Origin of the sequence: Aquabacterium sp., assembly GCF_041915145.1 — a bacterium.
GTDB lineage: Bacteria > Pseudomonadota > Gammaproteobacteria > Burkholderiales > Burkholderiaceae_C > Aquabacterium.
On sequence record NZ_JAYSBZ010000010.1, the window covers coordinates 38,881 to 60,686 of the forward strand.

At 67.1% G+C, this 21,806-nt stretch carries 21 protein-coding genes; 4 read left to right on the plus strand and 17 right to left on the minus strand.

Features of this window, described 5'->3' with window-relative positions; translation table 11 throughout:
- Positions 1-5 precede the first annotated feature (5 nt).
- The gene (locus ACE3SS_RS03390; RefSeq protein WP_374591380.1) at positions 6-899 is read right to left on the minus strand and encodes a polyprenyl synthetase family protein; all 894 of its coding nucleotides are present in this window, start codon (positions 897-899) and stop codon (positions 6-8) included.
- Positions 896-1,153 (minus strand): exodeoxyribonuclease VII small subunit, encoded by a 258-nt coding sequence (locus tag ACE3SS_RS03395; RefSeq protein ID WP_374591382.1) that lies wholly within the window; start codon positions 1,151-1,153, stop codon positions 896-898. The genes ACE3SS_RS03390 and ACE3SS_RS03395 overlap by 4 nt, the downstream gene beginning before the upstream one ends.
- Before the next feature lie 257 nt (positions 1,154-1,410).
- Between ACE3SS_RS03395 and ACE3SS_RS03400 the strand changes: the two genes are divergently transcribed.
- From ACE3SS_RS03400 to ACE3SS_RS03410, 3 genes are all read left to right on the plus strand, one after another.
- Entirely contained in the window at positions 1,411-2,547 is a 1,137-nt protein-coding gene (locus ACE3SS_RS03400) for an aromatic ring-hydroxylating dioxygenase subunit alpha (RefSeq protein ID WP_374591384.1), read from the plus strand.
- Positions 2,548-2,630: 83 nt separating this feature from the next.
- A complete protein-coding gene (locus ACE3SS_RS03405) occupies positions 2,631-3,557 on the plus strand; it encodes a DMT family transporter (protein ID WP_374591386.1) in 927 nt (308 codons plus the stop codon).
- Positions 3,554-4,405: a sulfurtransferase gene (locus tag ACE3SS_RS03410; protein ID WP_374591388.1), complete on the plus strand. Its 852-nt coding sequence runs from the start codon at positions 3,554-3,556 to the stop codon at positions 4,403-4,405. The genes ACE3SS_RS03405 and ACE3SS_RS03410 overlap by 4 nt, the downstream gene beginning before the upstream one ends.
- A 24-nt stretch (positions 4,406-4,429) precedes the next feature.
- Here ACE3SS_RS03410 and ACE3SS_RS03415 read toward each other — a convergent pair whose 3' ends face one another.
- Complete coding sequence (locus tag ACE3SS_RS03415; RefSeq protein WP_374591390.1) at positions 4,430-5,200, minus strand: ZIP family metal transporter; 771 nt, start codon at positions 5,198-5,200, stop codon at positions 4,430-4,432.
- Positions 5,201-5,369: 169 nt separating this feature from the next.
- Between ACE3SS_RS03415 and ACE3SS_RS03420 the strand changes: the two genes are divergently transcribed.
- Positions 5,370-6,908, plus strand: a complete 1,539-nt coding sequence (locus ACE3SS_RS03420; RefSeq protein ID WP_374591392.1) for an exopolyphosphatase — start codon at positions 5,370-5,372, stop codon at positions 6,906-6,908.
- Between the two features lie 37 nt (positions 6,909-6,945).
- On the opposite strand, the gene ACE3SS_RS03425 is transcribed toward ACE3SS_RS03420, so the two are convergent.
- The 14 genes from ACE3SS_RS03425 to glyA all read right to left on the minus strand — a co-directional run.
- On the minus strand, positions 6,946-7,368 hold the full coding sequence (locus ACE3SS_RS03425; protein ID WP_374591394.1) for a TssQ family T6SS-associated lipoprotein: 423 nt from the start codon (positions 7,366-7,368) through the stop codon (positions 6,946-6,948).
- On the minus strand, positions 7,365-9,059 hold the full coding sequence (locus ACE3SS_RS03430; RefSeq protein ID WP_374591396.1) for a serine/threonine-protein kinase: 1,695 nt from the start codon (positions 9,057-9,059) through the stop codon (positions 7,365-7,367). Before ACE3SS_RS03430 ends, ACE3SS_RS03425 begins: the two co-directional genes overlap by 4 nt.
- A gap of 150 nt (positions 9,060-9,209) precedes the next feature.
- Positions 9,210-9,740 carry a transcription antitermination factor NusB gene (nusB, locus tag ACE3SS_RS03435; RefSeq protein ID WP_374591398.1) on the minus strand — a complete coding sequence of 177 codons (531 nt, stop codon included), beginning with the start codon at positions 9,738-9,740 and terminating at the stop codon, positions 9,210-9,212.
- The gene (ribH, locus tag ACE3SS_RS03440) at positions 9,737-10,201 is read right to left on the minus strand and encodes a 6,7-dimethyl-8-ribityllumazine synthase (protein WP_374591400.1); all 465 of its coding nucleotides are present in this window, start codon (positions 10,199-10,201) and stop codon (positions 9,737-9,739) included. The genes nusB and ribH overlap by 4 nt, the downstream gene beginning before the upstream one ends.
- A 12-nt stretch (positions 10,202-10,213) precedes the next feature.
- Positions 10,214-11,323: a bifunctional 3,4-dihydroxy-2-butanone-4-phosphate synthase/GTP cyclohydrolase II gene (gene ribBA, locus ACE3SS_RS03445; protein ID WP_374591402.1), complete on the minus strand. Its 1,110-nt coding sequence runs from the start codon at positions 11,321-11,323 to the stop codon at positions 10,214-10,216.
- A gap of 95 nt (positions 11,324-11,418) precedes the next feature.
- Positions 11,419-12,516, minus strand: coding sequence for a bifunctional diaminohydroxyphosphoribosylaminopyrimidine deaminase/5-amino-6-(5-phosphoribosylamino)uracil reductase RibD (gene ribD, locus ACE3SS_RS03450; RefSeq protein ID WP_374591404.1), 1,098 nt, complete (start codon positions 12,514-12,516; stop codon positions 11,419-11,421).
- A 40-nt stretch (positions 12,517-12,556) separates the two neighbouring features.
- A complete protein-coding gene (locus ACE3SS_RS03455; protein ID WP_374591406.1) occupies positions 12,557-13,138 on the minus strand; it encodes a GspH/FimT family pseudopilin in 582 nt (193 codons plus the stop codon).
- Positions 13,139-13,143: 5 nt separating this feature from the next.
- Entirely contained in the window at positions 13,144-13,584 is a 441-nt protein-coding gene (locus tag ACE3SS_RS03460; protein WP_374591408.1) for a type IV pilin protein, read from the minus strand.
- Between the two features lie 10 nt (positions 13,585-13,594).
- Complete coding sequence (locus ACE3SS_RS03465; RefSeq protein ID WP_374591410.1) at positions 13,595-17,668, minus strand: pilus assembly protein; 4,074 nt, start codon at positions 17,666-17,668, stop codon at positions 13,595-13,597.
- A gap of 8 nt (positions 17,669-17,676) precedes the next feature.
- Positions 17,677-18,288 carry a PilX N-terminal domain-containing pilus assembly protein gene (locus ACE3SS_RS03470; protein ID WP_374591412.1) on the minus strand — a complete coding sequence of 204 codons (612 nt, stop codon included), beginning with the start codon at positions 18,286-18,288 and terminating at the stop codon, positions 17,677-17,679.
- A gap of 8 nt (positions 18,289-18,296) precedes the next feature.
- Positions 18,297-19,292: a PilW family protein gene (locus tag ACE3SS_RS03475; protein ID WP_374591414.1), complete on the minus strand. Its 996-nt coding sequence runs from the start codon at positions 19,290-19,292 to the stop codon at positions 18,297-18,299.
- Positions 19,292-19,861 (minus strand): type IV pilus modification protein PilV, encoded by a 570-nt coding sequence (pilV, locus tag ACE3SS_RS03480; RefSeq protein WP_374591416.1) that lies wholly within the window; start codon positions 19,859-19,861, stop codon positions 19,292-19,294. The genes ACE3SS_RS03475 and pilV overlap by 1 nt, the downstream gene beginning before the upstream one ends.
- A 266-nt stretch (positions 19,862-20,127) precedes the next feature.
- Positions 20,128-20,595: a transcriptional regulator NrdR gene (gene nrdR, locus ACE3SS_RS03485; RefSeq protein ID WP_374591418.1), complete on the minus strand. Its 468-nt coding sequence runs from the start codon at positions 20,593-20,595 to the stop codon at positions 20,128-20,130.
- Between the two features lie 104 nt (positions 20,596-20,699).
- Positions 20,700-21,806: serine hydroxymethyltransferase (glyA, locus tag ACE3SS_RS03490; RefSeq protein ID WP_374591420.1), on the minus strand; the 1,107-nt coding region annotated here is incomplete at its 5' end.

The window sequence follows — 21,806 nt, forward strand, 5'->3', positions numbered from 1 at the left end:
GCATATCAGTTGTCGCGGCTCACCACGCGTTCAGCCAGGGCGCGCAGGCTGGTGGTGTCGGCCAGCTGGCTGCGCTCGAGCGCCGCGAGGGCCTGGGCCAGCAGCGCGTCGGCTTCGTCGCGGGCGCCATCGAGGCCAAGCAGCGACACGTACGTCGGCTTGCCGTGGTGGGCGTCCTTGCCGGCGGTCTTGCCCAGCGTGTCGGAGCCCTGGGTCACGTCGAGAATGTCGTCCACCACCTGGAAGGCCAGACCGACCGCTGCGCCGTAGTCCGACAAGGCCTGCCACGCGGGGGCGTCAGCGTCACCGCAGGCGGCGCCCATCAGCACGCTGGCTTGCAGCAGGGCGCCGGTCTTGCGGCGGTGCATGTCGCGCAGCGTGGCTTCGTTCAGGTCCTGGCCGACGCTGGCCAGGTCGATGGCCTGGCCGCCCGCCATGCCGGCTTGCCCCGCAGCGCGCGACAGCAGGCGGCACAGCGTGGCTTGCAATGCGGCCGGGACTTCGGTGACATCGGGCGTCAGCACCTCGAAAGCCAGCGCCTGCATGGCGTCGCCAGCGAGCATGGCTTGCGCCTCGCCGAACTGGACGTGCACGGTGGGCTTGCCCCGGCGCAGCACGTCGTTGTCCATGCAGGGCATGTCGTCGTGCACCAGCGAGTAGGCGTGGATCAGTTCAACCGAGGCTGCCGCGCGCAAGGCGGCGTCGCGCTGGCCATGCACGGCTTGCGCCGCGGCCAGCACCAGCAGGGCGCGCAGGCGCTTGCCGCCGTCGAGCACGCCGTAGCGCATCACTTCGCCCAGGCCGGCGGGGGCGTCGGCCTGCACCCAGGCGTCGAGGCACGCTTCGACCTCGGCCAGCTCGCGGGTCATCCAGGCTTGAAATTCGGCCGACAGGCTCATGCGGGTGGGTTCCAGTTCTTCAGCTGACCGTCTTCGAGCACCTTGACCTGGTTCTCGACGGCCTGCAGGCGGCTGCGGCAGAAGTTGAGCAACTCGGCTCCGCGCTTGTAGCTGTCGAGCAGCTGATCGAGGGGGAGCTGGCCGGATTCCATGCGGTTCACGAGACGCTCCAGTTCGTCGAGCGCCACCTCGTAACTGGCGGGCTCGGGGGTGGGCGGTGCTGACGCTGGGCTGGTTGAGCTGGGCTTGGCCATGACTCCAAGGCGCAATGCGCGAAAAAGCTGTGCATTTTAGTTGGGCTGAGGCGGTGGTGCTCGCGAATTTGAGAATCCCGAATGGACGCGATTCGGGCGATGGCCTGGGCAACCTCGGCAGCGGCTGGCGCAGGGGTGGGTGGCGCGGCTCGGCCTGCATGGGGGCGCAGGTAGAATCCCCGATTCGCCGTTTCCCGCAACCGGGCTTGCCGCAGGATGGTGGTTGGCGACATTGGTTTTTGGAGATCCTGGGGATCATGTCCGACCTGAGCACCGCACTGAAATCGCTTGAGCGTAGCCGTAGCCAACTGCCCGTTTCGTCATATTTCGACGAGGCCCTTTACCAGCAGGAGCTCGCTCGCATCTTTCAGTCCGGCCCTCGCTACCTCGGCCACGAACTCGTGGTGCCCGAGGTAGGCGACTACTACGCGCTGCCCCAAGAAAACGAAGGCCGTGCCCTGGTGCACACGCCGCAGGGCATCGAGCTCATCTCGAACGTCTGCCGCCATCGCCAGGCCGTGATGCTCAAGGGTCGCGGTAGCGTGGGGGCGTCGCGCAGCAACATCGTCTGCCCGCTGCACCGCTGGACATACAACCTCAGCGGCCAGCTGATCGGCGCGCCGCACTTCGATCACGACCCCTGCCTGAACCTCAACAACTACAAGCTGCGCAACTGGAACGGCTTGCTGTTCGAGGACAACGGCCGCGACATCGCCGCTGATCTGGCAGGCATCGACGCGCGCTTCAAACCGGGCGGCGACCTGAACTTCGACGGCTACGTGCTCGACAAGGTTGAGTTGCACGAGTGCAACTACAACTGGAAGACCTTCATCGAGGTCTACCTCGAGGACTACCACGTCGGCCCCTTCCACCCCGGCCTCGGCAACTTCGTGACCTGCGACGACCTGCGTTGGGACATGGCCCAGGAGTACTCGGTGCAAACCGTGGGCGTGGCCGCCACCTTCGACCGCCCCGGCTCCGACATCTACAAGAAGTGGCGCGAGGTGCTGCTGAAGTACCGCAATGGCGAGAAGCCTTCGCAGGGCGCGGTCTGGCTGACCTACTACCCGACCATGATGGTCGAGTGGTATCCGCACGTGCTGGTGGTGTCGAACATGTACCCGCAGGGCACGCAGAAGACGCTCAACGTGGTCGAGTTCTACTACCCCGAAGAGATCGTGGCTTTCGAGCGCGAGTTCGTCGAGGCGCAGCAGGCGGCCTACATGGAGACCTGCATCGAGGACGACGAGATCGGCGAGCGCATGGACGCTGGCCGCAAGGCGCTGTTCGACCGCGGCGACAACGAGGTCGGGCCGTATCAAAGCCCGATGGAAGACGGCATGCAGCACTTCCACGAGTGGTACAGGAGCCGGATGCCCCTCCTACGCGCTTGACGCGCGCCCCCCAGGGGGCACCGCCGTTGGACCGGCCAAGCCGGATCCAAGGCGGTTGCGGGGTCTCGCGGGTTCGTGCAAACATGTCCAGATTCACCACCCCCCGTTTTTCTCCTCACACGCAGATGGTGCTGGCGACGCTGCTGTTCGCCTGCATGGGCGTGTGCGTCAAGCTGGCCTCGGTGCACTTCAGCACCGCCACGGTGGTGGCCGCGCGTGGCCTGATTGGCGCGGTGATGATGGCGTTCATCGCCCACGCGTCGCGCACCAGCTTGCGCACCACCGTGCCGGCCTTGCACATCAAGCGCGGGCTGGCTGGGGTGGCCGCGCTGGCGCTGTGGTTCTACTGCATGGGCCGGCTGCCGCTGGCGACCGCCGTGACGCTCAACTACATGTCGTCGGTCTGGATGGCGGTGTATCTGGTGCTGCGGGCCTGGCTGGCGGGCGGGCGGCGGGTCGACCCGCGACTGCTGACTGCCGTGGCGGTGGGCTTTGTGGGCGTGGGCCTGGTGCTGCATCCCACGATTGCGCGCGACCAGATTGGCGTCGGCCTGCTCGGCGTGGCCTCGGGCATGCTCGCCGCGCTGGCCTATCTGCAGGTGTCCGCGCTGGGGCGGGCCGGCGAGCCCGAGGTGCGCGTGGTGTTCTATTTTTCGCTGATGGGCACGCTGCTGGGCGCGGTGATCTGGTTGGCGTCCGGCGCGTGGCTGGCGCCGTCGGCATCGGGCGACACACCCGCGCTGGCATGGCTGGAGCTCATCGGCGTGGGCGCGTTCGCCACGCTGGCGCAGTTGTTGATGACCCGGGCCTATGCCACGGGCCGCGCGCTGGTCAACGCCAATTTGCAGTACCTTGGTATTGTTCACGCCGCGTTGTTCGGCATGCTGTTCTTCAACGAGTCCATCGGGGTGGACGGCGTGCTCGGCATGGTCTTGATCGTGGCGGCAGGCATGGCCGCCACGCGCTTTCCGGCGCCGCCACTCACGTCATCCAGCGAGGTTGCCCCATGATCGATGCGTCCCCCCTGCTTTCCGCTGCCGAGCTGTGGTCCTGCTTGAACTCAACCGAGTCCCAACTCGTGGTGCTCGATGCCAGCTTCGACCTGCAGGACGCGCAGTCCGGCCGCCGCGCCTTCGAGCAGGGCCATGTGCCCGGTGCGCGATACGCCGATCTCGATGCCGACCTGTGCGGCGCCAAGACGGGTCGCAATGGCCGCCACCCGCTGCCGGCCCGCGAGCGCTTTGCCGCCACCGTGGGCGGCTGGGGCATCGGGCCGCAGACGCGTGTGGTGGTCTACGACCGCCAAGGCGCCATGTTTGCCGCGCGCTTGTGGTGGATGCTGCGCTGGTTGGGTCATGACGACGTGGTCGTGCTCGATGGCGGCTGGGCCGCATGGCAGGCTGCAGGTGGCGCGGTGGAGGGCGGCGCGGCAGCGGCGGTGGTCGATGCCGGGCCCTATCCCGAGCGACCCACCTTGATGCCCACCCTTGATGCGCTGGCCCTGCAAGCCCGTTTGGGCGCGGTGTGCCTCGTCGACGCGCGAGCGCCCGAGCGCTACCGCGGCGAGGTCGAGCCGCTGGATGCGGCGGCCGGGCACATCCCCGGGGCGCTGAATCGGTTCTTCCAACTGAACCTGGTCGAGGGGCGTTTCAAACCGGCAGCAACCTTGCGCGCCGAGTTCTCAGCCTTGCTGGGCGAGCGGCCCGTGACCGAGATGGTTCACTCGTGCGGCTCAGGCGTCACGGCCTGCCACAACCTGCTGGCGATGCATGTGGCCGGCCTGCCCGGAGCGGGCTTGTATCCGGGCTCCTGGAGCGAGTGGAGCGCCGACCCCGCACGCCCGGTGGCCAAGGGCTGATCGGCTCAGGTTGATGGCCCGGGCTCAGTGCATGAAGTGCACGAGCGAGCCGATCGTGACCAGGCCGGCGGCCAGCCAGGCGATCTGCTGGGCGGTTTCACGCAAGGTCAGGCGCTGCTGCAACTGCGGGATCAGGTCGGCCACGGCCACGTAGATGAAGCTGCTGGCCGCGATCACCATCATGTAGGGCAGGGCCGATTGCCACGGCCGGATCAGGAAGTAGCCCAGCACCCCGCCCACGATTGCTGATGCACCCGAAATGGCGTTGAACATCAGTGCTCGACCCCGCGTGAAGCCGGCGTTGATCAGCACGATGTAGTCGCCCACCTCCTGCGGAATTTCGTGCGCGATGATGGCCGTGGCGGTGACGATGCCCAGGTGGGTGTCCGACAAGAAGGCCGCGGCAATGATCACGCCGTCGCAGAAGTTGTGGATGCTGTCGCCCAGCAGCACGCTCCAGCCGCCACGCCCGGCCTGCTCGGCGTCGAAGCCGTGGTGGTGATGGTGGTGATCGTGCTCGTGGTGGTGGCCGTGGCGATACAGCTCGGCCTTTTCGAGCAGGAAGAAAAACAGCAGGCCCAGCAGCAGCGTCAGGAACAGGCTGCGCGGGTCGGTGTGGCTCTCGAAGGCCTCGGGCAGCGTGTGGATGAGGGCGGTGCCCAGCAGCACGCCGGTCGACAGGCTTACCAGGTGGCGTACCACGGCGCCGAGCAAGGCGTTCGACAAACCGGCCGCGACCCCCACCGACAGGGCGCCGCCAGCGAAGGTGGCGAGGATGATGTAGAGCAGCGTCATGGGGGCCTGTCAAACAAAAAAAGCGCCGGGCGTGAAGGCGCTGGCGCGAGTCATGAAATCTTAGCAATCCTGTCAAGCACGGCGCCCGGCCCGCCTGCGCCGGATCACATCAGATCGACATGTTTTGCGCCGACAATGCCGTTCTCCTCCCCCAAGACACGCCGCATCCGTGACGCTCGCTCCAGACTCCAAGACGCCTCCCGATCTGCTCGCCGCCATCGATATCGGGTCGAACAGCTTTCGACTCGAAATCGCGCAATTGCAAGGTGGCAAGTACAAGCGCATCGAATACTTCAAGGAAACCGTGCGACTCGGTGGCGGGCTCGATGCCCAGGGCCATCTCACCGAAGAGGCTGCCGAGCGTGGGCTGGCTTGCCTGGCGCGCTTTGCCCAGTGCCTGAAAGGCTTTGCGCACAGCCACGTGCGGGCCGTGGCCACCCAGACGCTGCGCGAGGCCCGCAACCGTGACGACTTTCTGCTGCGCGCTCAAGCGGTGCTCGGCTACCCGATCGAGGTGATCACGGGGCGCGAAGAAGCCCGCCTGATCTACACCGGGGTGGCGCGGCTGCAGCCGACCACCTTGCCGCGCCTGGTGATCGACATCGGCGGGCGCTCCACCGAGATGATCCTCGGCCACGGGCGCACGGCGCGCATGGCCGAGTCCTTCCAGGTCGGCAGCGTGAGCCTGTCGATGCGCTTCTTTCCGGAGGGGCGCTACACCGAGGCGGCCTTTCGCGCCGCGCAGGTGGCAGCGGGCGCCGAGCTCGAAGAGGCGCTGGTGCCGTTCGCACGCGCCAACTGGAAAGAAGCCCTGGGGGCTTCGGGCACGGTGGGCGCGGTGTCGCAACTGCTGGCGGCCAATGGCGTGACCGATGGCGCGATCACGCCCGCTGGTCTGCGTTGGTGCATCGAGCAATGCCTGATCGCCGGGCGGCAGGACGCGCTGAATCTGCCGGGCCTCAAGCCCGATCGCCGCGCCGTGTTGGCGGGCGGCTTGTGCATCCTCTACACCCTGGCGGTGCATTTCGACATCGAGGCCCTGCACCCGGCGCGCGGCGCCTTGCGGCAAGGCGTGATCTTCGATCTCGAATCGCGACTCGAATCCGCTCGCCGCAACCGGCCGCACGACGCGCGCGACGACGCGGTGCGCGACATGCAGTTGCGCTTCGGCGTCGATCTCGCCCAAGCCGACCGCGTGCGCAAGCTGGCCAAGTCGCTGTATGCCATCACCGCGCCGAAGGTGTCGCGCCTGCCGGCCGGGCAGGTGGCCGACGAGTCGACGCGCGAGCTGGGTTGGGCCGCAGCGTTGCACGAGATCGGCATGATGGTGTCGCACCATGACCACCACCGGCATAGCGCCTACTTGCTGGGGCACGTCGACGCGGCAGGCTTCTCCCAGTCTCAGCAGCGGCGGCTGGCCGACCTGGTGCTGGGGCAGCGGGGCAGCTTGCGCAAGCTTGAGCTGAAGCTGGCGAGCGAGCCCTTCGTGTGGCAGGTGCTGTGCTTGCGTCTGGCCATCGTGCTGTGCCACTCGCGGGTCGATATCGAGCGCGATGCGGTGTCGCTCACCCATTCGGGCCGCAACGCCCGGCTGGACATCGCCACCCGCTGGGCACGCAGCAATCCGCGCACGGTGTATCTGCTGGACGAGGAGGCCCAGGCTTGGGCCTTGAGCGACGCGTTGCGGCTGGTGGTGCGAACGGTCTGATCCAGCGCCGGGTCACGGCCCCGGCTGTTGGGCAGACTTATTGCCCGGCTGGGAAGACCTTGCGGTACACCGGCCCCCACATCGGGTGGCCGGCTTCGGACTTGCTTAGGGCAAATCTCGAATCCGCTTCCTTGGCGGCACGGAACTCGACTTCGCAGGCGCCAGTGCGCTGCGTGCTGCAGTAGATGAACGCCAGATACTTGTGCGCCGCCGCCTTGTCGCGTGGCGAGGCCAACCCGGCCTGCAGGGCCGCGCCGAACTGCTTTTCGGCCTCGGGGTACTGGCCGTCGTCATACGCCCGCAAGCCGCTGAGCAAGGCCTTTTCGGCTGGCCGGTCGGTCAGGTCCATCACGCCCACTACGGGAGCTTGCGGTTGAGCGCAGCCGAGCAGCGAGCCGATGGTCAGCAGAGCCAGCGCGGCGATGCGGCCGCGTCGCACAAGGTTGAAGGCGTGGTTCATGGTCCGAAACGATGCTTGATGTTGATGGTCTGACCGGCCTCGACGTTGACGGTTTGCACGTGGGGCGCAAAGGCGTCGTTGCGGATCGTGATGGTGTGGCGTCCCTCGGAGAGGGTGAGCTGATTCAAGGGCGGGGCGGTGCCCATGCTGGTGCCGTCCACCTCGATCTGCCCCCAGGGGCTGACGGCGACCTGCACAGTGCCGGTGGCGGGGGCGGCTGGTTTGGCGGCAGCGGCGCTCGCGCGCGCGGCGGCTTGCTTGGCTTTGGCTTCGCGCTCGCGGGCGCGTTTGGCCTCGCGGGTTTCTTTGGGCTCGGCTGCCAACAGTCGGGCTGGCGCGGCGCCAGACGCAGCCGACGCTTCGGCGGGCGCGCTTGCCGTCATCGACACGACGCCATCAGCAGATGAAGCCGCTGCCGCGACCGAGGCCGCCGAAGCCGGCTCGACAGCAGCCAACGCAGGTGAGGCGGTCGGCGCCGGGGAGGGCGCGGGGGCAGGCAGTGCCTGCACGGCGGTTGCAGCCGAGGCCGGTGCGGCGGTCGCCGGGTGCTTGACGCTTTGACGCCAGCTCGCCAGCCCCACCACCGCGGCCACGGCCACCAGGCCGCCGAGCGCCCACCACCAAGGACGGCGCGACGGCGGCGGCGCGGGGTCGCGCAGCGCATCGGGCGAGAGGGTGTCGAGCCATTGGCGCAGCTCGCGTGACAAGGCGCGGGCCGAGTGGGTGCGATGCTCGCGGTTGCGCAGCATGGCGCGCGCCGTGATCTCGGCGAGCTCCTTGGGTACTTGCGGATTGAGCTCGTGCGCCGGCGGAGCCTGCTTGTTGAGCACGGCCTCGGTGATGTCGAGCATGGTGTCGCCGTCGAAGGGGCGTTGCCCGGTCAGCAGCTCGTAGAGCACCACGCCCAGCGAATACACGTCGGCCCGGCGATCGACGGGCTCTTGCCGCACCTGCTCGGGGGCCATGTAGTAGGGCGAGCCGCCCAGCACCTCCAGCGGGGCCAGCGTGGTCGGTGCGCCATCGGCGCTGCGCAGCCGCGAATCGCGCTGCTGGGCCACCCGGGCGATGCCGAAGTCGAGCACGCGAGGCTGGGTGCGGCCGATCATGAAGATGTTGGCCGGCTTGATGTCGCGGTGCACCACGCCCTTGCTGTGGGCGTAGGCCAAGGCGTCGGCCACGCGGCGCACGATCAGCGCGGCCTGCGCCGGGGTCGGGCGCCAGCCGTCTTTCATCAGCTGGCGCAGATCCTTGCCCTTGAGCAGCTCCATCGCGATGTAGGCGCCTTGCGGGCTGATGCCGGCGTCGAACACGGTCACGATGTGCGGGTGGCTCAACCGGCCTGCAGCCTTGGCTTCGTTCAGGAACAGATCGTTGAACGTGTCGCGCGAATCAGCGGGAATATCGACGTTCAGCGTCTTGATCGCAATCAGCCGCGACAGCAGCGGGTCGTGGGCGGCGTACACCGTGCCCAGCCCACCTTCGCCGATGCAGTACTTCAGCGCGTAGCGGCCGATGTGCCCGATGGTCGGCAGGCCTTCGGGTCGCGTGTTGGGTGGCACGGCCGGTGGAATGTCCGGCATCGGCCGCGTCATGGCGCGGGTTTCCTGGTCGTCCCACGGCATGCTGTCCGCCCCGGGTTGGGTGGGCGGCGGCAGGCGATCAGGCGGCGCGGTATCGGCGGCGGTGGTCACAGATAGATGGTTCCAGAGCAACTTTGCAAAGCTTATGGCAACCCATGCCCTTCGCAAGCGCGAAAAAAGGCACGAACCAAGGCCCCAGTTACATCTTCAGTGGGGAAGGAGGGCACTCTTTGGCGCCCTCCGGGGTCACGACGGGTGATTTCAGCGGCGTGTCTTGGCGGCTTCGACCTCGGCAGGCCGCAGCACCTTGGCCGATTGGTCGAGCACGCCGTTCACGTATTTGTGCCCGTCGGTGCCGCCAAAGCTCTTGGCCAGTTCGACCGACTCGTTGATCGCCACTTTGTAAGGCACGTCGAGGCAGTGCGTGAGCTCGTAGGCGCCGATCCAGAGCACCGCGTGCTCCACCGGCGAGAGCTCGGCAGTGGGGCGGTCGAGATGGGGCGTCAGCACGGCGTCGAGCTGGGCGGCCTCGTTGATGCAGCCATGCAGCAGCGCGTCGAAGTGGGCGCGGTCACATTTACCGAATTCGTCCTGCTCGCGCAGGTGGGCCTCGATGGCGCTGGCGTCGGTGCCGGCGATGAGCCACTGATACAAACCTTGCAAAGCGTATTCGCGTGAACGACGGCGGGCTGACTTCTGGCGCGGCTTGCCTGCCGGGCCGGCGGTCTTGGTCGGGCGGCTGGATCGGGCTTCAGCGTCCGGCGTCTCCGGGGTCTTGGCGTCGGCGTTCACGAGAGGTCTTCCAGCAGGTTGGCCATTTCGACGGCGACTCGCGCGGCGTCACGGCCTTTTTCTTCGGCGCGGGCCCAGGCCTGATCTTCGTTCTCGACGGTCAGGATCGCGTTGGCGATGGGCAGTTGGCTGTCGAGCGACACGCGCGTCACGGCCGCGCCGCTTTCGTTGGCAACCAGCTCGAAGTGGTAGGTTTCGCCGCGGATGATGCAGCCCAGCGCCACCAGGGCGTCGAAATCGTCGCTCTCGGCCATGGCTTGCAGCGCGATGGGTACTTCGAGCGCGCCGGGCACGGTCACGTGGACGATGTGCTTGGCGGGAACGCTCAGCTTGCCGAGTTCGTCGATGCAGCTGTCGGCCAGCTTTTGCGTGATGGCCGCGTTGAAGCGAGCCTGCACGATGCCGATGCGCAGATCCTCGCCATTCAAGGGGGTCGATTGACCCTTGTCAGCGCCTTGCATGAGGGTCCTTGGTTATTGGTTGGTGATGGAGTCGTCGGGCGAGATGAAACCGGTCACCTCCAGCCCGTAGCCGACCATGCTCGGCATGCGGCGCTGGCTGCCGAGCAGGCGCATGCGGTGGATGCCCAGGGTGCGCAGAATCTGCGCGCCCACGCCGTAGGTGCGCAAGTCGGTCTGCGTGCGCGTTGCCGGGCGTTCTTCGGGTGGCAGGAAGTGCCCGATCACGGCGGCGGCGTCTTCGCCACAGTTGAGCAGCACCGCCACGCCGCGCCCGGCGTCGCGCAAGGCGGCCAGGGCTTTGGGCAGCGGCCAGGAATGCTGGCGGTTGTCGGCGTCGAGCACGTCCATGATGGACAGCGGCTCGTGCACGCGCACCAGCACCTCGTCGGTGGGCGCCCATTGGCCCAGCGTGAGGGCCAGGTGGATGCCGCCGGTGCGGTCTTTGAAGGCTTGCGCCTCGAAGGGGCCTTGAGCCGTTTGCAGCGTGCGCTGGCCGATGCGCTGGATCAGCGACTCGTTGCGGCTGCGGTATTCGATCAGGTCGGCGATGGTGCCGATCTTGATGTTGTGCTCCTGCGCGAACACTTCGAGATCGGGCAGGCGGGCCATGGTGCCGTCGTCCTTCATGATCTCGCAGATCACCGAGGCGGGTGTCAGCCCGGCCATGCGGGTCAGGTCGCAGCCGGCTTCGGTATGGCCGGCGCGCATCAGCACCCCGCCGTCTTGCGCTTGCAGCGGGAAGATGTGCCCGGGCTGCACGAGGTCGGGCGGCTTGGCATCGCGCGCCACGGCGGCGGCCACGGTGCGGGCGCGGTCGGCGGCCGAGATGCCGGTGGTGACGCCTTCGGTGGCTTCGATCGACACCGTGAAGGCCGTGCCGTGCTTGGTGCCGTTGCGCGTGGCCATGGGCGGCAGTTGCAGGCGCTCGCAGCGTTCGCGCGTCAGGGTGAGGCAGATCAGGCCGCGACCGAAACGTGCCATGAAGTTGATGGCTTCAGGCGTGACGTGGTCGGCAGCCAAGACGAGATCGCCTTCGTTTTCGCGGTCTTCTTCGTCAACGAGGATGACCATGCGGCCGGCGGCCAGCTCGGCGATCAGCTCAGGAACAGGGGAGATAGGCATTCCCCGGATTGTAGGCGGCCGGGGGCTGACGACTCGGTTGTTACCCGGATGAAATCTGTGTTAACCGCACGGTGGCCGGGCACCGTCCGGCTGGATCACGTCGTCGGGCGCGCCAGGATCCGCAGGTCGGGGCCGATCTGCGTGACTTCGGTGAACCGCAGGGTCGGGGCCTCGGCCAGGCTGGCAGGGGTGCCGGTGGCCCACATGCCGCGGCCGCTGCCCAGCAGCTTGGGGGCCAGATAGAGCAGGTATTCGTCGACCAGGCCGGCGCGGATCAAGGCGCCGTTGAGCGAGGCACCCGCCTCGACGTGCAGTTCGTTGATGCCGCGGCGCCCCAGTTCGGTCAGCAGTGCCGGCAGATCGACGTGGGCGTCGCCGCCGCAGAGCGCCAGCACGTCGGCGCCGGCCGATTGCAGCGCGTGCTGGCGGGCCGCGTCTGCGGTCGCGCCCACGATCAGCGCCTGGCCAGGGGCGGCCAGCAGCCGCGCTTGTGGTGGCGTGCGCCATTGCGAGTCGAGCACCACGCGCAGCGGCTGGTGCCGCACGGGCTGCTCGCGCACGTCCAGCCGGGGGTCGTCGGCCAGCACGGTGCCGATGCCGGTGAGGATGCCGTTGGCGCGGGCTCGCCAGCGCTGGCCGTCGCTGCGGGCACTGGTGCTGGTGATCCACTGGCTGGTGCCGTCGGGCAGAGCCGTGTGCCCGTCGATCGACGCGGCCACCTTGAGTCGCACCCAGGGGCGACCACGCTCCATGCGCGAGAAGAATCCGATGTTGAGTTCGCGGGCCTCGCCGGACAGCAGGTCGGTGATGACCTCGATGCCGGCGGCGCGCAGCCGGGCGATGCCTTGCCCGGCGACCAGCGGATTGGGGTCGCCGGCTGCCACGACCACCCGGCGGATACCGGCCGCGATCAGGGCATCGGCGCACGGCGGGGTGCGGCCGAAGTGCGAGCAGGGCTCCAGCGTGACGTAGGCCGAGGCGTCGCGCAGCGAGATGCCTTGTGCCTGGGCCAACTGGATCGCGTGGGCTTCGGCATGCGCCGAGCCGGCCTGCTGGGTATGGCCTTCGATGGTGCGGCCGTCGGTGGTGACCATGACGCAGCCGACGCGCGGATTGGGGTCGGACAGGCCAATGGAGCGCTGCGCCAGCTCGAGCGCGCGGCGCATGTGGGTCAGGTCGGCGTAGGGCGTCACGGCAGATGTGGGGTCACGATTGCGAAGGTGCTCGCCAGCGTCAATTGCTGGCGTCCTTGCAGTCGGCGTCCTTGCTCGGGTCGCAGACGCGCAGTCGGCCGGTGTTGGCCAGGATCACGCTGCGCTTGGTGTCGCCGGAGCCGGCGATGCTCATCGTGAAAGTGCTGGCCAGAAAGGCGCCGGCCGTGGTGCGCGGGAAGCCCGAGCCGCTGAACATGATGTAGTTCACGCCGTTGGGCAAGGCGGATTTGACGGTGACCCCCAGGTCCGAGGGCTTTTCAGATTGGTCGGCCGGGTCGCCCTGGCTGCCGATCTTGACGTCGGCGGCGGTGAGCGTGAAGTCGTTGTCCATGTCGACGAAGACGTCCCACCCCGCATTCCAATCGCCATTGCGTGGCATGACGAAGGTGAAGCGCTGGCGTTTCATCGCTTCGGAGCGCGCGGCCGTGATGGCCGAGCTGAGCGACATGCTGACCGTGCGCAAGCGCGAGTTGCGCTGGAATTGCAAGAAGCTCGGCGCCGCCAGGGTGACCAGGATGCCCAGCAAGGCCATCACCACCAGCAACTCGATCAGGGTGAAGCCTCTGGCGGTCAGCGGGGCGGGGCGCTTGGGGTGTCGCATGGGGGTCATTTCCAGCAGATGCTCTTGTTGGTGCCGCTGCAGGTGCGGGTCGGGCCGACGCTGTTGATGCTGAGGTTGCCGGCCTCGGGGTCGTCGTGGTGCGTCGGGGTGGCGGTGATCTGCACGCATTCTGCTGCGGTCAGGTTGTCGGCGCACAAGCTGCTGGTCAGGGTGTAGGCGCTGCTGCCGAGGTTGTCGCCCGAGTAGGCCTTGAAGGGGCCGTTGTCGCTGTCGCTGGTCGAGATGTAGTACTTGCCGAACTGGGTGTAGTAGCGCTCTTGCTGCTGCAGCACAGCCGTGAGGGCCGCGCGGCCTTCGGCACGCCGGCCCTTGAGCACGTATTGGTGATACGCGGGGTAGGCGATGGCGGTGAGGATGGCGACGATCGCCACCGTGACCATCAGCTCGATCAGCGTGAATCCGCGAGAGGTTTGAGGGGTTGCCATGGTTGCTCGGTTACTGGGTCTTGCGATTGCGGATCTCTTCAAAGTTCGCCAGATCGTGCCAGCTGATGCGGTTGAGGCGGCGCGAGAGCTTCACGCTGCGGTCTTTGCACGAATCGGCCGTGCAGTCCTTGATGGTGACTTCCTTGGTGCCTTCCGCGCTGCGGTTGTTCGCGGCGGCGTCGATGGTCGTGGCGCCTTCAAGGGCGAGCGGGTCGGCCAGGACGCGGTCGATCACGATGCGCGAGCCGCCCCCGGTAAAGAGCGACAAGGTGTACGACGCCGATGACGAGCCACCCGACGCGCAGCCATCGCTCGTTGACATGAGCGTGTTGAAGACCACCGTACCCGGGAGCGACAGCAGCATGCCGACCTGACGTTCGCCGGTGGATGTGCCGGACGGGAAATCGAAATACCAGCCGGCGTAGACCTGGGGCGCTTGCGGGTCGCTGCTCGGGATGCCCCAGCTGAAATCGGCGCCCAGCCAGGTGGAGTCGGTCACATCGAGCTTCTTCAGGTCGGCCGGCGTCAGCGTGCGTTGGCTCGAAGTGCTGCCGTCGAACACCGCGTACACCGACTGGACGGGGAAGCCGCTGGCGCCCGGTTCGCGGTCGCTGGCTTCCAGCATCTTGCCGGTGCCGAACACGGCGACGATGCTGCCTTCAACGCGGAACAGCGCCGGGGCCGACGAGATCGGCTGGGGCGTGCCGCCATGCGTGGCTTCGAATACTCGTTGCGGCGCAAGCTGGCTCAATTGCGCGGCGCTGCTGACGTCGATCTTCCAGAGTTGGCCGTGCAGGTCGCCGGTATACAGGGTGATGGCGGCGCGGTCCGAATCGGTGACGGCGCTGATGTTGAGAACACCCGTGGCGATGTTGGCCGAGCTGTTCTTCGGCAGCAACACCTTGTAGTAGTTGTGGTTCAGGCTCCACGGGTCGGACGGCTTCTTGCTCAGGTCGAGCAGGAAGATCGCCGGGTTGCCATTGGCGCTGGCATGGCCGTCGTCAACATAGTTGTTGACGCCGCTGCCGACGACGGCGAACCACTTGTCGTTGCCGCCGACCTTGAGCTTGAGAATGCGTGGGCGGCCGACGACGTTGCCCAGATCGGCGTCATCCGCGTCGGTGAACTCCCACATCACGTTGCGGGTGGTAAAGCTGGAGGCCGGGTCGGTCACGTCCAGCGCGTACACACCCTGGCCACCGGCTCCCGTGCCGCCTACCAGCACGGTGCGCCAGTCGTTGGTGCTGCCGCCGATGAAGGCTTCGGACACCGTGGGGGTGGCATCGACGTAGCTTTCGTGGGTGTACTTGTTCGAGGTCAGGGCATTCAGCTTGGGGGCCACCCAGCTCGGGATGTAGGCGAACAGTTCGTTGCCGTTGCCGGCATCGAACGCGTGCAGCATGCCGTCGTTGGCGCCCACGAACACCACCTTGCGATCCTGATGCGCCGCGAGGAAGGATTCATAGCTGATGTCGCTGATCGAGCGGGTGGGCGAGCCCATGAAGACGACGCTCGAGTTCACGATGTCGCCCAGCAAGCCCTTGATGGACGGCCGAGGGCGGAAGCCGTTGACGGTCGACTCCTTCGAGCGGTCGCCGCGCAGGTAGTTGACGCGGTCTTGCGCCACCGACGCGCTGTCGAAAGTCTGCCCGGTGGGGTCGTCGGGCGATTTCTCGAAGGCCTTCACGTAGTCGGCGTTGGTGGAGACGTCGGCCCAGGTGAAATTGAGGGCCGAGGTGGTGCTGCCGGTCTGGACGCCAATCACGATGTTGCGCGGCGCGGTGCGCTTGTCGAGCTGATCGGCGGCGCTCCAGTTGGCCTTGCCGAGGTCGAATCCGGTGGTGTTGCTGACGTCGGCGATCTTGTAGCTGATGACGTCGCCCGTCCAGTTCATCGGGTCGACGCGCCCCTGGTAGATCGATTGGGTTTCAGCCACGCGGCGTGAATCGACCGCCAGGTTGCCCACCACGCTGCCGGCGTTGCGCGCCACGTCCTGGAAGATCTTGTCGAGCGATGCCAGCATCGTGGCGGCTTCGTTGCCCAGGAAGTAGTTGCGCGCCTCCAGTGATTTCCGGGGCGTGGAGCGCTGCCAGCTGTCGTTGGGGTCGGGGGTCGCGCCGGCGTCGGCGGCCTTGGTGACGAAGGGATTGCCTTGGTCGCCGCTGATGGTGGCGCCGTTGCTGCTTGCGCTGCTGTAGTCGTCGAACCCGCCGTACTTTGCGGCCAGGAAGTACTGGTTGTTGCGATGCACGGCCGGGTCGGTCTGGTCGGCGCGCTCGTTCACGTCGATCGTGTAGGTGGTGACGCGCATGCCGGGCCGGCCCTTGGTGGCGCCGTCCGTCCAGCCCGTGGTGGGGCGGATGTCGTGGGTGTGCGCCCAGTAGGCCATGCCGGCGATGTAGTAGCTGTTGTTGTCGCCGCTGTCGAGCGGGGCGTCCATGCCGGCGATGCCGCTCAGCGGTAGCCGGGAGTCCACCGGGTTGGCTGGCGTCGCCGTGCTCTGCGTGCGGCCGGCGCCGTCGGTGTACGACAGGCTCGCGCCCTCTTCGAATGCGCCCACGACGCTGGTCCAGTAGGCGAAGTCGGGCTCGTTGGCCGAGTTGTTCGCGCGGCGAGCCATGTCGTGGTCGTCGGAGCGCGAGTTGCCCGGAACCTGTTTGTCGTAGTGGGTGTGCACGTCGCCGATGGTGACGATGTTGTTTTTCACGCAGGCGTAGCTCTTGAGCTTGGTGCTGGCCGGGTGCGGGTCGGCCCAGCCTTGCTGCGGCGTCGCCGGGCTGGTGTTGAGGTTGTAGACCGGGAAGCCGTCTTTCAGATCGAGCGGATCTGTGGACGGAGCCGTGCTCACGCCGGTGGCCGCATCGGGGGTCGGCGGCAGGCCTTGCAGATAGCGCAGGCTTTCGTAATACAGCTCGCTGACCGCGTCGTAGCGCTCGTAGATGCCCGAGCGGCCAAAGCGGTTGATGTAGTTGATGGCGCCGCTGTATTCGAAGCCGGACTGGCGCGCGTCTTTCACGAACACGCCGGTGTTCGCGTCCCATTCGGCGAACCGGTTGGCCGCAGCCAGTTGCATGTAATCGGCATCGAAGTCCTTCTGGCCCAGATAGCTCATCGGGGCGCGCAGGACGCCGCCGTAGCGCGACGGGCTTTTCGACAGCAGGTAGCCGAAAACCGCGACGCGCATCTTGTCGCTGTACTGCTGCAGGTTGCCGGTGGGCTTGTATTGCCCGTTTGGGTAGCGGGTGCAGTAGCCGGGGCGGTAGGTCTCGCGCGAGGCCGCCTCGTTGGCGTCGCCACACACGGCCACGCGGGCGTACAAGGTCTGGATGTTGGCGTTGCGCCCCGGCGAAGAGCACGAGCCTTCGCTGACCTTGCCGATGAAGATCTTGTTGCTGCAATTGGCGATGTGGATGCTGCCGCTGTAGCCGCTGAGCACCGAGGTGGGCAGCACGCCGCTCAGCACCGGCGAGCGAGCCGGCAACTGCTTGGCCGGGAAGTAGACGCTGTTGTAGAAGGGTTCGGTGTAGTCGGTGTTCGAGTCGCCAGGCAGCACGGCGCGTTGCAGCACCGTGGTTTGCGCGTCGTCGATGTAGCGGTCGCCGCCGGTCAGGCCCATGCGCAGGATGTCGATGGCCGAGGCCGAGGCCCAGTTCATGAAGTTGCCGCTGTAGGAGTCGCCGCCGCAGGTGTGGTTGGTGGCGGTGGCGTCTTTGGTGCGAGTGAAGTACTGTTTGGCGGCGTCGTAGCTGTAGCAGCCGCGATAGTCGAAGTAACCGAGATAGGTCTTGGTGGCGTCGAAGGTGTCGTCCAGGCTCGGGCTGTCTTGCTTCACGTAGGCCGCGCCGACGGTCGGAAATTCAACCGACAAGGCCAGCGTGAGGGTGGGCTTGGCCGCGACGCCGCGCAGGTTCATCGGGTCGCCGCCGAGTTGAACCGGCGGCAGGTTGACGCCCGTCACCGACGTGAGCGGCACGCCGCCAATCACCGCGCCGACAACGGCCGCGCCCGACAGGGCAGCCAGCCAGCGCAGCAGGCGTTGACGGGTGGACAGCGGAGTCTTGCCGAAAGAGATCGAGGGTCGCATGGCGGGCCTTACTCGTAGCGGAATTCGGTTTGCAGGACGACCTTGGTGTCCTGATTGGGGCCGTAGCCCATGGCGGTGACGCGCAGCACCTTGCAGGTGAACTGCAGCGTGGCGGACTGCAAATCGGCGCTGCCGTCGGCCGCGCAGGAGTCGGAGTCCTGAGTGGACTCGATGATGTAGCGCGGCTCGCGGGCCGACTGGATGCCGTGGCCGAAGTAGTCGTGGAGCTGATTGGTGAAGGTGCCGTAAGCCACCGTCTTCGAGTCGTCGTCGAAGGCCGTGGCCCAAACGGGCAGCACGCCGGCGTCGGACGGCTTGCACAGCCCCTTGCTGTCCGCGGCGGCCGAGCAGCCCTTCACGAAGCCGACGTCGTTGTCGCGCTTGAAGAAGTTGGTGCGGAACTTGGTGATGTCGAGTTCGGCGTCGGTGAGCGCCTGCTCGGCTGCCTGGTGGGCGATTTCGACATCGCGGTCGGCGCGCGTGCCACGCTCGGCTTGCAAGGTGAGTTGCGCGCCGCCCACGCCGAGCACGGTGATCACCAGCAGGATCATCAGCACGATGATCAGCGACACGCCGGATTGGCGGCTCGAGGCCGAAGGATGTCGGGAGCGTGAGGTCATGGCGTTCATCACGATTGCGGGTTGCGCAGGTAAACGGTGAAGGTGACGGTCTGGCGCAGGCGACCATCGCCGGTGTAGGGCAGTTCGGAGCCCTTGTCGCCGGCGTCATGCATGGTTTCGCCCAGCGGGTAGGCCGTGCTGGCCGCTTGCGGGCCGCGCACCAGCGCCGAGCCGACCGGCCCGCGCAGCACCATGCCGATGCGTACGGCCTTCACGCGTTGCCAGTTCAGCAACTCCTGCTGCGGATTGGACGGCGCCAGCAGGGCAGAGGCGGGCAGATAGGTCTGCGGCAGGTCGGTGGTCTTGGTGCCGGGGGGCACGTTGGGGGAGTCGACGCCATAGCGCACCTGCAGCGTTTCGACGCCGCGCACCAGCGGTTGAGCCGACCATTGACCCGTGGTCGGGTTGACGAAGCCGCACATCAGCGACGGTTCGCCGTCCGTGCCGGTCGCGACATACAAGATGCTTTCAGGGAGTTGGCCGGTGGTCTTGCCCAGCGGATTGCCGGCGCAATCGATGATCGAACCGTCTCCCGCATCCGGATTGGCGGCCGTCAGCGTGGCCAGGCTGGAGCCTTGAAAGCGTACGGACAGCACATCGCTGCCATTCACGCCTTTGCCGCTCTGGTAGCTCGGCCCCGTCGCCGGGATGGTGACGCCGGTATCGTCCTGCCCCTCGACGAAAGGCACCGGCGTGGCGCCACCGAATCTCGATCCATTCGGCTTCGCGCCCGGGGTTGAATGATCCTGGTAGCCCGCCTGCGCCACTACCCGCTGCACGAGTGTGCTGGCGAAGCGCGCGTTGTCGCGCAACTGCGACGTGGCATCCACCGCCGAGAAGCCCTGGCGCGAGGCCATCAGGGCGGCGGTGGCGGCCAATGTGACCAGCAGCGCCAGCAGCAGCCCGATCATCAGCTCGACCAGCGTCAGACCCCGCTGACGGGTCGGGCTGGACGGGGTGCGCGATATGCCGTGCCGCGCGAAAGAGGGAGTCAGGTTCATCATCATTCACCCACCGGGAAGATCAGGGACGGCTTGACGCTGGCTTGCACCAGGCCTTTGCTGATGCCGCTGGCGCCCGCGCCGCTGTCGAGCGAGGTCTGGGTCCAGCCCATCTTGATGAACAGCGTGCCGCTGCCCGAGCACGCCCACTTGGGGACGCCGTCGCCGTCGTAGGGGTTGTCGTCGCGGCACACCACCAGCATCGCGGCGGGCAGGCCGTCGTCCTGGCGGATGCGCGAGATGACATCGAAGAGATCCCAGCGCGCGATGTCGGTGGGCGAGGCGCACACGCTGGAGGCGCAATTCACGCTGGCCGACGGGGCGCCGTCGCTGCTCTTCCACTCGACGTTGTAGGCGCCGGGCGTGGTGGTCAGGATCAACCGGTTGGCGCGGATTCTTTCAGCCAGCTCTTGCGCGTAGTGCACGCCGACGGCCTGGTTGCGCGATTCCTTGTTCGACTGCAGGGCGGCGAACTGCATGCCGGCAGCACCCAGAACGCCGATCGACAGGATCAGAACGGCGACCAGTACCTCGATCAGGGTGAAACCGCTTTGCTGGCGCATGGTGTGCATCACAGGGCTCGTTGACTCTCGAAGCGCGCCTGGTGCCGCAACGGTGTCGCGAACTCGGCGCGTTTGAATGGGAGCGGGCGCCAAGTGTGACGTAATTCACGCGACGAGCCCGCCAGGGGAGCGCAGGATATCGCCGGGACGAGCCGGTTCAGCTCCGCTGATCGCCGTCCGGCGGCCGTTTGTCGGAATCGGGGGTCAAAGCCCCTCAGGTGAGGGGGCCTGGAGAGGTTTCGCAGGGGAGCGGGCGAACGCTCGCAGCGGGCGCGTCAGGCGTCGCGCTTGCGGGCGCGGCCCGTTTCGTTGATGGCCGTGACGAACTCGCTGACGTCGTCAAAGCTGCGGTAGACCGACGCGAAGCGCACGTAGGCCACCTTGTCGAGCTTGCGCAGCTCTTTCATGACCCACTCGCCGAGCTGGGTGGAGTCGATTTCCTTCTCGCCGCATTGGCGCAGCCGGGCCTCGATGGCTTCGATGGCCTGGTCGAGCGCCTCGGCGCTCACCGGGCGCTTGCGCAGCGCCACCATCATCGAGCCCTTGAGCTTGGCGCGCTCGTAATCGGTGCGCCGCCCGTCACGCTTGACGATGGCCGGCCAATCGATTTCGGCGCGCTCGTAAGTCGTGAACCGCTTGTCGCAGGCCTGGCAGCGCCGACGCCGACGAATCACGTCGCCCTCGTCGGACTCGCGGGTTTCGACGACCTGGGTGTCGTGGCTGGAGCAAAAAGGGCAACGCATGGGGCGGCGAACTGATGCGGCGGATTGGGCAGGCTAGATGCGACAAGCCCGGCGCGCGGTGGGTACCGGGGCCGGGCTTGCGGGATGCTACCTCACGGGGTCGATCAGCGATAGACCGGGAAGTCGCGGGTCAGCTTGGCCACTTGCTCGCGCACGCGGGCCAGGTTGGCTTCGTCGTGCGGGTTGTCCAACACGTCGGCGATCAGGTTGCCCACGATCACGGCTTGTTCTTCCTTGAAGCCGCGCGTCGTCATGGCCGGCGATCCCAGGCGGATGCCGCTGGTCACCATCGGCTTTTGCGGGTCGTTCGGGATGCCGTTCTTGTTGCAGGTCATGTGGGCGGCGCCCAGGATGGCCTCGGCTTCCTTGCCAGTCAGGTTCTTCGGGCGCAGGTCGACCAGCATCACGTGGCTTTCGGTGCGGCCCGAGACGATGCGCAGACCGCGCTTGGTGAGCGTGTCGGCCAGCGCGGCGGCGTTCTTCACCACCTGCTGCTGGTAAGCCTTGAACTCGGGGCCGGCGGCTTCTTTGAACGCGACGGCCTTGGCGGCGATCACGTGCATCAGCGGGCCACCCTGGATGCCCGGGAAGATCGCGCTGTTGATCTTCTTGGCCACATCTTCGTTGTTCATCAGGATGATGCCGCCACGCGGGCCGCGCAGGCTCTTGTGCGTGGTCGAGGTCACCACATCGGCGTGCGGCACGGGGTTGGGGTACACGCCCGCAGCGATCAGGCCGGCGTAGTGGGCCATGTCCACCATGAAATAGGCGCCGATTTCCTTGGCAATCTTGGCGAAGCGCTCGAAATCGATGCGCAGGGCGAAGGCCGACGCGCCGGCGATGATCAGCTTGGGCTTGTGCTCGCGGGCCAGACGCTCCATGGCGTCGTAGTCGATGTCTTCCTTGGCGTCGAGGCCGTAGCTCACCACCTTGAACCACTTGCCAGACATATTGAGCGGCATGCCGTGGGTCAGGTGACCGCCTTCGGCCAGGCTCAGGCCCATGATGGTGTCGCCCGGTTGCAGCAGGCCGAAGAACACGGCCTGGTTGGCTTGCGAACCCGAGTTGGGCTGCACGTTGGCGAAGTTGGCGCCGAACAGGGCCTTCAGGCGGTCGATGGCCAGTTGCTCGACCACGTCCACATTCTCGCAGCCGCCGTAGTAGCGCTTGCCGGGGTAGCCCTCGGCGTACTTGTTGGTGAGCTGGCTGCC